We start from the raw sequence: 13,681 nt of genomic DNA, 5'->3' as shown, positions 1-13,681 counted from the left end.
TTGTGTTTGCTGCCGAACCGGAACGAGGGGCGCGAGATGTTCGAGGCGGTCACCGAGCTACTGAACGAGCATGCCGAGCTCGAGAAGAAGATGGCCGACCCGGCGGTGCACGCCGACCCGGCGGTCGCCAAGAAATACGGCCGGCGCTACGCCGAACTCTCGCCGATCGTGGCCACCTACACCGCCTGGTCACACGCTGACGACGACGTGGCTGCGGCCACTGAACTCGGCGATGAGGACCACTCCTTCCGTGCGGAGATCCCGGCCCTGGAGGTCGCCCGCGACGAACTTGCCCAGAAATTGCGCCATCTGCTGATCCCGCGCGACCCCCTGGACGACAAGGACGTGATCGTCGAGATCAAGGCGGGGGAGGGCGGGCAGGAATCCGCCCTGTTCGCGGGCGACCTGCTGCGGATGTACCTGCGCTACGCGGAGCGGCAGGGTTGGAAGACCGAGGTGCTCGAATCCCAGGAATCCGACCTCGGCGGATACAAGGATGTCTCGATCGCGGTGAAGGCCCGCCATGCCGAACCCGGCGCTGGGGTCTGGGCGCGGTTGAAGTACGAGGGCGGGGTGCACCGTGTGCAGCGGGTGCCGGTCACCGAGTCGCAGGGGCGCATCCACACCTCGGCCGCCGGGGTGCTGGTGCTACCCGAGGCCGAGGATGTCGAAATCGACCTCAACCCGAACGACATCCGGGTCGATGTGTTCCGCTCGTCGGGTCCCGGCGGGCAGTCGGTGAACACCACCGACTCCGCGGTGCGGCTGACCCACGTGCCCACGGGCATCGTGGTGTCCTGCCAGAACGAGAAAAGCCAACTGCAGAACAAGGATTCGGCGATGCGCATCCTGCGCGCGCGGTTACTCGCGGTGGCTCAAGAGGAAGCCGACAAGGATGCCGCCGATGCCCGCCGTTCCCAGGTGCGCACCGTGGACCGCTCCGAGCGCATCCGCACCTACAACTTCCCGGAGAACCGGATCTCCGACCACCGGGTGAACTTCAAGGCGTACAACCTCGACCAGGTCCTCGACGGTGACCTGGACGCGATCATCGGAGCCTGCGTGGACTCCGACCAGGCCGCGGCGTTGTCCGCGGGGGACGATGACTGAGGATCTGCGCGCGGCGGTCGACGCAGCGACGGCCAGATTGGCCGCGGCGGGGGTGGGTTCGCCGCGGTTCGACGCGGAGGAGTTGGCCGCGCACCTGCTCGGCGTGGACCGGACCGAACTCCTGCGCCATGACCAGCTCGACGCGGCGGCCTACGAGACGTTGATTACGGCCCGGGAACAACGACGACCGCTGCAGCACCTGACCGGCCTGGCGCACTTTCGTTATCTGTCCCTCGCGGTCGGGCCCGGCGTCTTCGTGCCCCGGCCCGAGACAGAAATGATGGTGGATCAGGTTATAGATCACCTCCGGGGCGGTCCGGAGAAACCACTGGTGGTGGATTTGTGCACCGGGTCGGGGGCGATCGCCCTGTCGATTGCCACCGAGGTGCCCGGGGCGCGGGTGCACGCGGTCGAGGCGGACCCCGTGGCGCACGACTGGGCGGTTCGTAATCTAGCCGGCTCCGGCGTCTTGTTGCACCTGGCCGACGCGCGCACCGCACTGGAGGAACTGGCCGGCACGGTGGACGCGGTAATCAGCAACCCGCCATATATTCCCCTGCAGGCGTGGGAATCCGTGGCCGTCGAGGTGCGCGACCACGATCCGGCGTCGGCTCTGTGGGGCGGCGGCGAGGACGGCCTGGACATGATCCGCGCCGTCGAGGCGCGGGCCGGGGTGTTGCTGCGACCCGGCGGACTGGTGGCCGTCGAACACGCCGATGTGCAGGGCAGCAGCGCACCCGGCGTGTTCCGCGCATCGGGTCGTTGGCGGGCCGTGGCCGATCACCCGGACCTGGCCGGACGGGATCGATACCTCACCGCCCTGCGGATCTGAACACCGACCGGATTGGCCCCGCATCACCGATTGGCCGTAGGGTTTTCCCCACTCGCCGGCACGCATCGAAAGGTCACTGCATGTCGCGATCGTTTGACTGTGCGGACCCGGAGGCACGGGTCGAGGGCATCACGGCCGCCGCGGCCGCGGTTGCCCAGGGCGACCTGGTGGTGCTGCCCACCGACACCGTCTACGGGCTCGGTGCGGACGCCTTCTCCGCCGAGGCGGTGGCCCGTCTGTTGCTGGCCAAGGGCCGTGGGCGGGACATGCCCGTACCGGTACTGATCGGCTCGGTGCGCACCCTGGACGGCATCGCGGCGAACATCCCGGACATCGCCCGGGACCTGGTGGCCGCGTTCTGGCCGGGCCCGTTGACAGTGATCTGCCACCAGCAGCCCACCTTGATGTGGGATCTCGGCGAGACCCGCGGCACGGTCGCGGTGCGGATGCCGCTGCACGCGGTGGCCCTGGAACTGCTGCGTGCCACCGGTCCGCTGGCGGTGAGCAGCGCGAATCTGTCCGGACAGGACGCCGCCACCACCGCGGAGGAGGCGGAGGACCAGTTGGGGGACTGGGTCGAGGTGTACCTGGACGGGGGGCCCACCAGCGACTCCCAGCCCTCCTCGATCATCGACGTCACCAGTGGGCGCCCTCGCTTGTTGCGGGTGGGCGCGGTGTCCGCCGAGGAATTGCGTTCGGTTGCCGCGGACCTGGAAGTTCTCGGATGACGGGTCGGTTCGAAGTCCTGTTCGTCTCCACCGGCAACGTATGCCGCTCCCCGCTCGCCGAACGTATCGCCGAGCACGACCTCGACGTGGCGCTGGGCGACGCGGCCGGGGCGTTCCGGATGTCCAGTGCCGGCACTTGGGGCCACGACGGCGCGTCCATGGAGCCGCACGCCCGCCAGATGTTGATGGAGCGCGGGATACGCCACACCGCGTTCGTGGCCCGCGAACTGCTGCCCGAACACCTGGCGGTGGCCGACCTGGTGCTCACCGGTTCGGCCGAGCAGCGCCACCAGGTCACCCTGCTCGATCCGCATGCCGTGGGCCGGGCCTTCACCCTGCGCGAGTTCGCCCGGCTCGCCGCGGGCCTGGACACCAGCGATCTGCCGGACGCGGCACCGGCCCGGGCCCGGGCGTTGGTGGCCCGCATCGCGGCGCGCCGCGAGCACGTGGCCACCCTGCCGGTGGACGACGACATCGCCGACCCCTACGGCGCGCCGTTGCACGTGTTCCGGCTGTGCGTCGAGGAGATCAGCGAATGCCTCAGTGCCTTCGTCGGTCTGCTGGCCGCCGACCGGGTCGGGCGACTCGGCGCCGTCGGCTGAGCCTGCGCTCACCTTCTTAATGGGATAACTGACAGGTGCGTGAGTACCTGTTGGTCCTGTTGGTCGCCGCGGCGGCGACCTATCTGACCACCGGGCTCATCCGCCGCGCCGGTCACGCCGTGGGTGCGATGACCGAGGTCCGCGACCGGGACGTGCACGCCGCGCCGACCCCGCGGCTGGGCGGCATCGCGATGCTCATCGGGTTGATCGCCGCGGTCGCGGTGGCCTCCCAGCTGCCGTTCCTGTCCAGCGAGCTGTTCGCGAACTCCCGCGACCCCTGGGCGCTGCTGGCCGGCGGCTCGCTGATCTGCCTGCTCGGCGCGGTCGACGACCGGTGGGGACTGGACGCGCTGACCAAGTTCGCCGGGCAGGTGCTGGCCGCGGGCGTGATGGTGGTGATGGGCATTCAGATGACCTACCTGCCCGTCCCCGGCACGACGATCGTGCTGGACTCCACCACCGGCACGCTGCTCTCGGTGCTGATCGTGGTGGCCACCGTCAACGCGGTGAACTTCGTGGACGGCCTGGACGGTCTGCTCGCCGGCATCGCGCTGACCGCAGCTTCGGCGTTCTTCACCTACACCTACGTGTTGGCCGTGCACCAGGGTTTCGACCGGGCGATCTCACCCTCGCTGTTCTCCGCGCTGCTGGCCGGCATCTGCCTGGGCTTCCTGCCGCACAACTTCTTCCCGGCCCGGATCTTCATGGGCGACTCCGGCTCCATGCTGATCGGGCTGATCCTGGCCGCGTCCACGGTCAGCTTCGCCGGTCAGATCGATTTCGGGGCGGTGGATACGGAGAACCTGTCCCCGGCGTTGCTGCCGTTGTTGCTGCCGCTGGCCGCGGTCGCCGCGCCGTTCCTGGACATGGTGTTGGCGGTGATCCGTCGCGCCCGGTCCGGTCGTTCCGTGTTCGCCCCGGACAAGCAGCACCTGCACCACCGCCTGTTGCAGATCGGCCATTCGCACCGCCGGGCGGTGCTGATCATGTACTTCTGGTCGGCGTTGATCGCCTGGGGCGTGCTCGGCCTGTCCCTGCTGGGCGTCGCGCTGTGGGCCTTGTTGGCGATGGTGGCTCTGGTCGTGGTGGGCCTGTTGTTACTGCGCGGTCCACTGCGCCCCGAGTCCGCGGACGCACCCCCGCCGACCCCCCTGTCGGGGCACGCCCAGATGTGATCCGGGCCTCCCACCCCGCGGCAAAACACCCCGTTAACGGATGGTAGTTTCCCACCTCGTAAGCGTGGCCCGTTGCCGGCCGCGCAATTCTGGCACCGGTGCCGCCTTCCTGAAAGGGTTTGGCTTGACTTCCGACGTGGCGATGGACGCTGACGCGCCGACAGACGCGCACGCGCCCCTCGTCAGCCGCAGGGCGGTGTTGTGGGGAAACCTGGACCTGCTGCTGGTGGCGGTCGCAGTGGTGCCGGCGCTGGTGCTGGACGCACCCGAGCCCGGCTTCGTGCTCGGCGCCGGCGGGTGGATCCTGCAGCGGTTGGTCGCGGTGTTCGACCGGCGCTTGATCCGCAGGGCGAAGGACCCGATCAAGCAGTTGGCCGCGAACCTGTTCGAGGCCTTCGGGCGGATCTGGTTGCTGGCAGGCGTGATCGTCCTCTCGGCTGTCGTCGGTGGACGCTCCGACGGGCTTACCGCATCGGTCGTGATCCTCGCCGCGTACTCCGTCGCGTTTATCGTCCGGCTGCTGTCCGGACCGCCCGCTCGACGTAAGGCTGCCGCATGACGCTTCAGTCCGAGATGCCCACCGAGACGCGGCCGAGCCCCGAGCCCGAGCCCGAGCAGAGCTCGAAGGCCGGGATGAGCACCGTGAAGAAGGTCGGCCTGCTGGCCGTGGGCGTGTACATCCTCGGCTTCGTGCTGATCATCGCCACCTGGGGCCTGAGCGGCACGAAGAACGAAGAGTTCAACATCGTTCAGCCGTTCCACCTCGACCGGTGGTTCAAGATCGTCGGGCCCGTCGAGTTCAACAAGGGCGTCCTCTACCTGCTGCTCACCACGGCCGTCACACTCGGCATCCTGCTGTGGGTCGCCAAGAAGATGACGATGCGGCCCAACCGGGTGCAAACGGCGGTCGAGGCGTTCTATGACCTGATCCGCAGCATGACCCGCGACAACATGGACGAGCGCCTGGCCAAGAAGTGGTTCCCCCTGGTCGGGACCCTGTTCGTGTTCATCCTGGTCACCAACCTGCTCGGGTACATCCCGCTGCCCGTCAATTCGGCGGAGAAGATCTTCGGCGGGAAGTTCCCGTCCTTCCAGCTCTACGCCGCGGACACCAACGTGGCCGTGCCGCTCATCCTGGCGCTCGGGGTCTGGCTCGTTTTCAACTACGAGGGCGTGAAGGCGCACGGCCCGATCGGCTACATCAAGAGCCTCGTGCCCTCCGGTGTCAGCAAGGGCATGTTGTTCATGCTCTACCCCCTGGAGATGCTCTCCAACTTCCTGCGGCTGCTCTCGCTGACCGTCCGGTTGTGGGCCAACCTGCTCGCCGGCCACCTCCTGATCGACTTCATGGGGGGCAACATGGCGGTGCTGCTCGGACGGCCCTACCTGGGGTGGCTCACCCTGCCCCTCGGTATCGCGATCTATCTGTTCGAGGCCGTCTTGATCGCCGGCCTGCAGGCCTTCATCTTCGCCATCCTCACCGCCATGTACATCGGCAGTGCGACCCACAGCCACTAGCCCAGAAGGAAATCCATGTCGCAGATTCTGCAAGCCCTCAACGTCGCCGCCGAGGTAACCGGCGGTGACAACACCACGATCGGGCAGAAGGCCGGTCGGGCCATCGCGCTCGGTGTTGGCGCGGGCGGTGGCGCGGCCGGAGCCGGTGCCGGTATCGGTTCGCTGTTCGGCTCGGTCGTCGAGGCCACGGCTCGCCAGCCCGAGATGCGCAACGAGATTGCCTCCACCCAGTGGTTGGGCTTCGCCCTGACCGAGGCCTGCTTCTTCTACGGCCTCGTCGGCGGCTTCATCGCCTTCTTCCTCTAAATCAGCTAGGAGTTGGCCGACGTGTTGCTCGCGAAGAGTGCTGACACCCTCCAGGCGGAGGGGAGCACCTGGCTGATCACCCCCAACGTGGGGATGACGATCTGGACGTTGGTCGTCTTCTCGGTGAGCCTGGTCGTGCTGACCAAGGCGGTCTTCCCGCAGATCCGGGCGGCCCTCGACCGGCGTCAGGCCGCCATCGAGGAGGAGATCGACGCGGCCGCCCGGACGCGTCAGGAGGCGGAGGCACTCCTCGTCGAGTACCGCGAGCGTCTGGCGGAGGCCCGCCAGCAGGCCGACGACATCGTCGAGCGCGCCCGGCAGGCGGCGGCCACGGTCGAGGCGGAGGCCCGTACCTCGGCCCAAACCCGGGGCGAGCAGATGCTGGAGCAGACGCGCCGGGACATCGAGGCGGAGAGCCGTCGCATGCTCGACGAGATTATGCGCGACGTCGCGGAGCTCACCGTGCTGGCCACCGAGCGGGTCACCCGCAAGACCCTCACCGAGGCGGACCAGCGCCAGCTGGTCCAGGACGCGCTGTCCGACCTCGACTTCTCCGCCCTGGCGGGCGGGCGGGCCCACGAGAACTGATGGCACAGGTCGCACAGGTCTACGCGCGGGCGCTGTTCGAGGCCGCGTCCGAGTCGGATGTCCTCGACGTGATCAAGGAACAGCTGGCCCAGTTCGACACGGCGCTCACCAGCAACTGGGAGTTCCAGCTCTTCTTCTTCTCGCCGAACTTCTCCACCGCGGAAAAGATCAACGGCGCCAAGCGCGCGGTGGTCGACGCGGACCCCACATTCATGAACTTCCTCGAGGCGCTGATCGAGCGGCACCGGATGCCGGAACTCTCCCGGATCCGGGAGCGGTTCGACCAGCTCTGGGACGTCGAGATGAAGGTGCTCCCGGTGGAGGTCACCACCGCGGTGCCGCTGGACGAGGCGACGGTGGCCAGCATTGGCGAACGCATCGGCCGGGAAACCGGTAACCGGATCCAGCTGACCACGGTGGTCGACCCGGAGGTCGTCGGCGGGATGGTGCTCCGCGTGGGCAACCTCGTCATGGACGCGTCGATCAAGAGCAGTCTCAACCAACTTCGCAAGCAGGTCTCCAAGGCGCGCATCGGATCGCCCTTGGCGTCGTCGGTCAAGGAGTAATCCAGTGAAGATCAACGCGGACGAGATCACCTCAATTCTGAAGAACCGCATTCAAGGCCTCGACGCCGCGAGCGCGGACTTTGCCGAGGTGGGCACCGTCCTGTCCGTCGCCGACGGCATTTGCCGCATCCATGGGCTCGAGAACTGCATGTCCTTCGAGATGCTCGAGTTCCCGCACGACGTCACCGGCCTGGCGCTGAACCTCGAGTCCGACAACGTCGGTGCCGTGCTGTTCGGCGACTGGAAGAAGATCGTTGAGGGCGACACCGTCAAGCGCACCAAGCGCCTGCTCGAGATTCCCGTGGGGGAGGAGCTGCTCGGTCGGATCGTGGATCCGCTGGGCAACCCGCTCGACGGAAAGGGCGAGATCCGCGCGGCGGAGATGCGGCCGGTCGAGTTCAAGGCACCGGGCGTCGTCTACCGCCAGCCGGTCCGCGAACCGATGCTCACCGGTCTGAAGGCCGTTGACTCGATGATTCCCATCGGCCGTGGTCAGCGTGAGCTCATCATCGGCGACCGCGGCACGGGCAAGACCGCCATCGCGGTCGACACGATCATCAACAACAAGGACCGCGACCTGATCTCGGTCTACGTCGCCATCGGTCAGCGCAAGGCCACCGTCGCCGGTTTGGCCCGGGTGCTGGAAGAGGCCGGTGCGCTGAAGAACACGATCATCGTGATGGCCGCGGCCGACGAGGCCGCGCCGATCAAGTTCCTCGCGCCCTACGCCGGCTGCGCGATGGGGGAGTACTTCCTCTACAAGGGCCAGGCCGCGCTCGCGATCTACGACGACCTCACCAAGCACGCCTACGCGTACCGGCAGATGTCGTTGCTGCTGCGCCGCCCGCCGGGCCGCGAGGCGTACCCCGGCGACGTGTTCTACCTGCACTCCCGGCTACTGGAGCGGTCGGTCAAGCTGGCCGACGAGGTGAAGGATCCGCGGACCGGAGAGAAGATTCCCGGCGGCGGATCGCTGACCGCGCTGCCGATCATCGAGACGCAGGCAGGTGACGTCTCGGCCTACATCCCGACCAACGTCATCTCCATCACCGACGGTCAGATCTTCCTCGAGCCGCGGCTGTTCTACTCGGGTGTGCGGCCCGCCATCAACGTCGGTATCTCCGTCTCTCGGGTGGGCGGTAGTGCGCAGATCACGCCGATGCGGAAGGTCGCCGGTCGGCTGAAGGGCGAGCTGTCCCAGTACCGCGAGCTGCAGGCCTTCGCCCAGTTCGGCTCCGACCTCGACGCCGACACCAAGCGCACGCTGGCCCGTGGTGAGCGTCTGGTGAAGACCCTGAACCAGGCCGAGCGCGCCCCGATGCCGGTCGAGGAGCAGGTTGTCCAGATCTACGCGGCCACCAACGGCTTCCTGGACCGCATCCTGGTCGAGAAGGTGGAGAAGTTCCTGCAGGAACTGCAGGAGCGCGTGCGGGGCGGCCAATCCGATCTGCTCAAGCAGATCGCGGACGGGCAGTGGAACGAAGACGTCGAGTCCCGCATCAAGGCTGCGGTGAAGCAGTTCGCCGATGACTTCGGTTACGACCTCGACGAAGAGGGCCTGCCCATCGCGGACAACGTTCCCGTTGCCTCCCGGGCCGGCTGAGCATGCCGGCGTCACAGCGGGACGTGCGTAACCGGGTCGCCTCGGTCAAGAACATCGAGACGATCACCAGCGCGATGGCGATGGTCGCCGCCGCGCGGTTGCGTCGCGCCGAGATGCGCATCGAGGCGCTGCGGCCGTACGCGAGCGGGATCCGGTTGATGACCCGTCGTGCCGCGGAGGTTGCAGGGTCCGTGCAGGGCGTGCCGCTGCTCTCCGAGCACGCGGAGGTGCGCACGGTCGGCATCCTGCTGGTGGCGGGGGACCGCGGCCTGGCCGGCGCGTTCAACTCCAACATCGTGCGGGCGGGCATCGCGGCGGGTAAGGAGCACCAGGCCGCCGGCCGCCAGGTCGTCTACTTCGCCTCGGGCCGGCGCGTAGCCTCGTCGCTGACGTTCCGCGGCCTGCCGTTGGTGGAGAGCTTCACCGGCTTCACCGACCGCCCCGCCTACGACGACGCCCGCCGCATCGGCCGCCGTGTGGTCGCCGCCTTCCTGGACGACGAGGTCGACCAGGTCGAGGTCTTCTACAACGGGTACCGCTCGGCGATCGTCCAGTTGGTGCAGCGGGAGACGTTGCTCCCGTTGGCGAAGGCCACCGTCAGCGCGGGCGGCGACGCTGCCGAGGAGAACTCCGACGAGCAGGCGGGCCTGCGGGCGCGTCCCGAGTACGAGCCCGGCGCGATCGACGTGCTCAAGCGGCTCGTCCCGGACTACGTCGAGATCTCGATCTATCGGGCGTTGTTGGAGTCCACCGCGTCTGAGCACGGCTCGCGGATGACCGCCATGCGCAACGCCTCGGACAACGCCAAAGAACTGATCCAGGACCTGACGCTGCAGATGAACCGGGCGCGGCAGGCCGCGATCACCCAGGAGATCATGGAAGTGGTCGCCGGGGCCGAGGGTGTTTCATGACCGCAGTTACGACAAGGAGCACACCGGTGACCACCACCACCACCGAGAACATCGGACGGATCGAAGCCATCCAGGGCGTTGTGATCGACGCGGTGTTCCCTGATGCACTCCCCGAGATCAACCACGCGATCAACGTCCGGCGCCCGGAGGGCTCCGTCGAGGGCGAGTTCCTGGTCTGCGAGGTCCAGCAGCACCTCGGTGACGACCGCGTCCGCGCCGTCGCGCTGGACACCACCGACGGTCTGGCGCGCGGCGCCGAGATCATCGACACCAAGGCCCCGATCACCGTGCCGGTCGGTCGGGCGACGCTGGGCCGCATCTTCAACCTGCTGGGTGAACCGCTCGACGAGGGCGTGGAGATCCCGGCGGACATCGAGCGCTGGCCGATCCACCGTGCCGCCCCGACCATCGAGGCGGTCACCCCGACCACCGAGATGTTCGAGACCGGCATCAAGGTCATCGACCTGCTGGCCCCGTACGCCAAGGGCGGCAAGGTCGGCCTGTTCGGCGGCGCCGGTGTCGGCAAGACCGTCATCATCCAGGAGCTCATCAACAACCTGGCGCAGCAGCACGGTGGTCTGTCCGCGTTCTGCGGCGTGGGCGAGCGCTCCCGTGAGGGCAACGACCTGTGGCTGGAAATGAAGGAATCCGGCGTCATCGACAAGACCATGTTGGTCTTCGGTCAGATGAACGAGCCGCCCGGCGCCCGTATGCGCGTGGCGCTGACCGGTCTGACGATGGCGGAATACTTCCGTGACCAAGAGGGCCAGGACGTGCTCCTCTTCATCGACAACATCTTCCGGTTCGTCCAGGCCGGTTCCGAGGTCTCCGCGCTGCTCGGCCGGATGCCCTCCCAGGTGGGTTACCAGCCCACGCTGGAATCCGAGATGGGCGAGTTGCAGGAGCGGATCACCTCCACCCGCAAGGGTTCGGTTACCTCCGTCCAGGCGATCTACGTTCCCGCCGACGACCTCACCGACCCCGCGCCGGCCTCGGCCTTCGCCCACCTCAACGCGACCACCGTGCTTTCCCGGTCCATCGCCGAGAAGGGCATCTACCCGGCCGTCGACCCGCTGGACTCGACCTCGACGATCCTGAAGGCGGACATCCTCGGCGCCGAGCATTTCCAGGTGGCCAACGAGGTCAAGCAGGTGCTCCAGCGCTACAAGGAACTCCAGGACATCATCGCCATCCTCGGCATCGACGAACTCTCCGACGAGGACAAGATCGTCGTTACCCGGGCGCGCAAGCTCGAGCGATTCCTCTCCCAGCCGTTCCACGTGGCCGAGCAGTTCACCGGAACGCCGGGCGTGTTCGTCCCGATCGCCGAGACGATCCGCGGCTTCAAGGAGATCCTCGCCGGCACCCACGACGACCTGCCGGAGCGGGCCTTCTACATGAAGGGCACCATCGACCAGGTGGTCAAAGACGCTCGCGGCGAATCCTGATGGCGCACGCCAAGTTCCCGACGAGGATCCTCACCCCGGAGGGTGAAGTTTTCAACGGCGAGCTGGAGATGGTGTCCACCCGGACCACGGTCGGCCTGATCGGTGTGATGGCTCGGCACGCGCCGCTATTGGCCACCCTCGAGCCGACCGAGCTGCGCCTGCACTCCGGCGAGGGCGAGGTGGAGCGGTTCGCCCAGTCCGAGGGTTACCTGCAGGTGGGCGACAACCAGGCGTTGCTGTTGGTCGAAGAGGTGACCCCGGTGGCCAAGCTGGACGCCGAAGCGTTGCGGGAGCGGCTTCGGGCCGCCGAGCAGGAGATCGAGGCGGCCGGCGACAACACCGAGCGGCGCCGCGGAGCGCTGCGTGACAAGAAGCGCTGGGAAACGTTCCTGAGTCTCGCCAAATAGGCGCATGGACGACGAGGGCCGGCGGGCAACACCCGTCGGCCCTCGTTAGTTGGGGCCCGGTCAGCGGTTGGCGCCGGGCACCCAGAGCACGTCGCCGTCCGGGTTGGCCACCCGGCCGAGGATGAACAGCAGGTCCGACAGCCGGTTGAGGTACTTCGCGGGCAGCGCGCTGGTGCTGTCCGGATGGGCCTGCTTGGCCGCCCAGGCGGCGCGTTCGGCGCGGCGAGTGACGGTGCGGGCCACGTGCAGTAGCGCCGCGCCTGGGGTACCGCCGGGCAGGATGAAGCTCTTCAGCTTCGGTAGCGCGTCGTTGTAGGAGTCGCAGGCCGTCTCGAGCCGTTCGATGTCGGCCTCGGCGATGCGCAGTGGGGGATAGGCGGGGTTCTCGCTGATCGGGTTGCACAGGTCGGCGCCCACGTCGAACAGGTCGTTCTGAATGCGGGTCAGCAGCGTGACCAGGTCCGGGGGCAGGTCGCCCAGTGCGATGGCCACGCCGATCGCGCTGTTCGCCTCGTCCACGTCGGCATAGGCCACCAGGCGCGGGTCGTTCTTGTCGGTGCGGGAGAAGTCGCCCAGCGCCGTGCTGCCGTCGTCGCCGGTCTTGGTGTAGATCCGCGTCAGATTGACCATGTGTTGAGCCTAGGACCGGCCGGCCCGGGAGAACGGCCGGCCGGCCTTCATCTGGAATCGACCGTCCGGTCGAGCGGACATTGACCGGTAGTACGCGTCGATTGCGCAGGCCTAGGCGTCTGAGTGGGTGTTGAGGCAACTGCCGGGACACACACTATTTCGGGGGAATCACTAATGAAGGTTCGTCGTCCTGTCCTGACCGTCGGCGCGATTGCTGCCGTGGTCGCGTTGGGCACTGCCGGGACCGCGGGCGCACACGCGTTCATCACCGGCTCGGACATCAAGAACGGCTCGGTCACCGGCGCGGACATCGAGAACGGCTCGCTGCACGGCGTGGACATCGAAAACGGCTCGCTCACCGGCAAGGACATCGAGAACCACACCATCACGCACAACGACCTGACCTACGGTGCGCAGAACCTGCTCAAGGGCCAGACCGGCGCGGCCGGCGCCGCCGGTGCCAACGGCACCAACGGCACCACCGGTGCGACCGGCGCCGCCGGCACCAACGGCACCACCGGCGCGACCGGTGCGACCGGTGCGACCGGTGCGGCCGGCGCGGACGGCAAGGACGCCACCTACGTGGGCCCGAACTGGGGCGAGATCGACCGCAACACCACGCCGGGTGGCTCGGCCACGCTGCGCTCGGGTCCGTTCGAGTCCGCGTTCGGCAACAACCTGAAGCCGGTTGACGGTGATGGCAGCCTGCAGATCTCCACCGAGGCCAACACCAAGGTCGACTTCGGCAACGAGGTGGACTTCGTCGGCCAGAACGTGGCCGACCTGACCGACCTCTCCTACTACGCCTACCAGACCCAGGAGAACATCGACGCCGCTCACGGCGACGTCGGCAACCTGCCGTTGCTCCGCCTCGAGGTCGTTCCCGGTGCGCTGACGGCGGGTGGGACCAAGACCTACGCCTCGCTCGTGTTCATCCCGAACGGCGCCGGGGTCGCCGTGGGCAAGTTCTCGAAGATCGACGCCACCGACGATGCGGAAGGCCGCTGGTACTTCACCGGCAGCACCGGCACGGCGACCGGCTGCACCCTGGGCACGCCATGCACGCTGGCCCAGATCAACGCCGCCGCGCCGCACGCGACGATCTCGACGCTGTCGGTCGGCAAGGGTTCTGACTACTCCTACGTGGGTGCGGTCGACGACCTTCAGGTCAACGGCAAGGTGTACGACTTCGAGCCGTTCGGCGTGTACGAGCGCAACGCCTGAAACATCGCGGGGCAACCCGTTCGGTCCAATCCG

Annotated in this window: 16 protein-coding genes; 15 read left to right on the top strand and 1 reads right to left on the bottom strand. The window is 67.8% G+C overall.

The window, feature by feature from the left end:
• Positions 1-36 precede the first annotated feature (36 nt).
• The 14 genes from prfA to atpC all read left to right on the top strand — a co-directional run bounded on the left by prfA (position 37) and on the right by atpC (position 11,794).
• Positions 37-1,110, top strand: a complete 1,074-nt coding sequence (gene prfA, locus VGJ14_02070; GenBank protein ID HEY2831185.1) for a peptide chain release factor 1 — start codon at positions 37-39, stop codon at positions 1,108-1,110.
• Positions 1,103-1,942, top strand: coding sequence for a peptide chain release factor N(5)-glutamine methyltransferase (gene prmC, locus VGJ14_02065; GenBank protein HEY2831184.1), 840 nt, complete (start codon positions 1,103-1,105; stop codon positions 1,940-1,942). Before prfA ends, prmC begins: the two co-directional genes overlap by 8 nt.
• A gap of 80 nt (positions 1,943-2,022) precedes the next feature.
• A complete protein-coding gene (locus VGJ14_02060) occupies positions 2,023-2,670 on the top strand; it encodes an L-threonylcarbamoyladenylate synthase (GenBank protein ID HEY2831183.1) in 648 nt (215 codons plus the stop codon).
• Positions 2,667-3,272, top strand: a complete 606-nt coding sequence (locus tag VGJ14_02055) for a hypothetical protein (GenBank protein ID HEY2831182.1) — start codon at positions 2,667-2,669, stop codon at positions 3,270-3,272. Before VGJ14_02060 ends, VGJ14_02055 begins: the two co-directional genes overlap by 4 nt.
• A gap of 35 nt (positions 3,273-3,307) precedes the next feature.
• Positions 3,308-4,447, top strand: a complete 1,140-nt coding sequence (locus tag VGJ14_02050; GenBank protein ID HEY2831181.1) for an MraY family glycosyltransferase — start codon at positions 3,308-3,310, stop codon at positions 4,445-4,447.
• Between the two features lie 136 nt (positions 4,448-4,583).
• Positions 4,584-5,006, top strand: a complete 423-nt coding sequence (locus VGJ14_02045) for a hypothetical protein (GenBank protein ID HEY2831180.1) — start codon at positions 4,584-4,586, stop codon at positions 5,004-5,006.
• Positions 5,003-5,965 (top strand): F0F1 ATP synthase subunit A, encoded by a 963-nt coding sequence (gene atpB, locus VGJ14_02040; protein ID HEY2831179.1) that lies wholly within the window; start codon positions 5,003-5,005, stop codon positions 5,963-5,965. Before VGJ14_02045 ends, atpB begins: the two co-directional genes overlap by 4 nt.
• A gap of 15 nt (positions 5,966-5,980) precedes the next feature.
• On the top strand, positions 5,981-6,271 hold the full coding sequence (locus VGJ14_02035) for an ATP synthase F0 subunit C (protein ID HEY2831178.1): 291 nt from the start codon (positions 5,981-5,983) through the stop codon (positions 6,269-6,271).
• A 21-nt stretch (positions 6,272-6,292) separates the two neighbouring features.
• Entirely contained in the window at positions 6,293-6,859 is a 567-nt protein-coding gene (gene atpF / locus VGJ14_02030) for a F0F1 ATP synthase subunit B (protein ID HEY2831177.1), read from the top strand.
• Positions 6,859-7,425, top strand: a complete 567-nt coding sequence (gene atpH, locus VGJ14_02025) for an ATP synthase F1 subunit delta (protein HEY2831176.1) — start codon at positions 6,859-6,861, stop codon at positions 7,423-7,425. The genes atpF and atpH overlap by 1 nt, the downstream gene beginning before the upstream one ends.
• A 4-nt stretch (positions 7,426-7,429) precedes the next feature.
• Positions 7,430-9,028 carry a F0F1 ATP synthase subunit alpha gene (atpA, locus tag VGJ14_02020; GenBank protein ID HEY2831175.1) on the top strand — a complete coding sequence of 533 codons (1,599 nt, stop codon included), beginning with the start codon at positions 7,430-7,432 and terminating at the stop codon, positions 9,026-9,028.
• Between the two features lie 2 nt (positions 9,029-9,030).
• Positions 9,031-9,939, top strand: coding sequence for an ATP synthase F1 subunit gamma (atpG, locus tag VGJ14_02015; GenBank protein HEY2831174.1), 909 nt, complete (start codon positions 9,031-9,033; stop codon positions 9,937-9,939).
• 26 nt (positions 9,940-9,965) lie between these two features.
• A complete protein-coding gene (atpD, locus tag VGJ14_02010) occupies positions 9,966-11,387 on the top strand; it encodes a F0F1 ATP synthase subunit beta (GenBank protein HEY2831173.1) in 1,422 nt (473 codons plus the stop codon).
• Positions 11,387-11,794 carry an ATP synthase F1 subunit epsilon gene (atpC, locus tag VGJ14_02005; protein ID HEY2831172.1) on the top strand — a complete coding sequence of 136 codons (408 nt, stop codon included), beginning with the start codon at positions 11,387-11,389 and terminating at the stop codon, positions 11,792-11,794. The genes atpD and atpC overlap by 1 nt, the downstream gene beginning before the upstream one ends.
• 60 nt (positions 11,795-11,854) lie before the next feature.
• On the opposite strand, the gene VGJ14_02000 is transcribed toward atpC, so the two are convergent.
• Positions 11,855-12,424, bottom strand: a complete 570-nt coding sequence (locus VGJ14_02000) for a cob(I)yrinic acid a,c-diamide adenosyltransferase (GenBank protein ID HEY2831171.1) — start codon at positions 12,422-12,424, stop codon at positions 11,855-11,857.
• Between the two features lie 174 nt (positions 12,425-12,598).
• On the opposite strand from VGJ14_02000, the gene VGJ14_01995 reads away from it, so the two are divergent.
• Positions 12,599-13,648, top strand: coding sequence for a hypothetical protein (locus VGJ14_01995; protein ID HEY2831170.1), 1,050 nt, complete (start codon positions 12,599-12,601; stop codon positions 13,646-13,648).
• The last annotated feature ends 33 nt before the right edge of the window (positions 13,649-13,681 follow it).

This window comes from Sporichthyaceae bacterium, from assembly GCA_036493475.1.
In the GTDB taxonomy this organism is placed as follows: Bacteria; Actinomycetota; Actinomycetes; order Sporichthyales; family Sporichthyaceae; genus DASQPJ01.
Note: the sequence above shows the minus strand (reverse complement) of the source record. Positions and strands in the feature narration are given on the sequence as shown.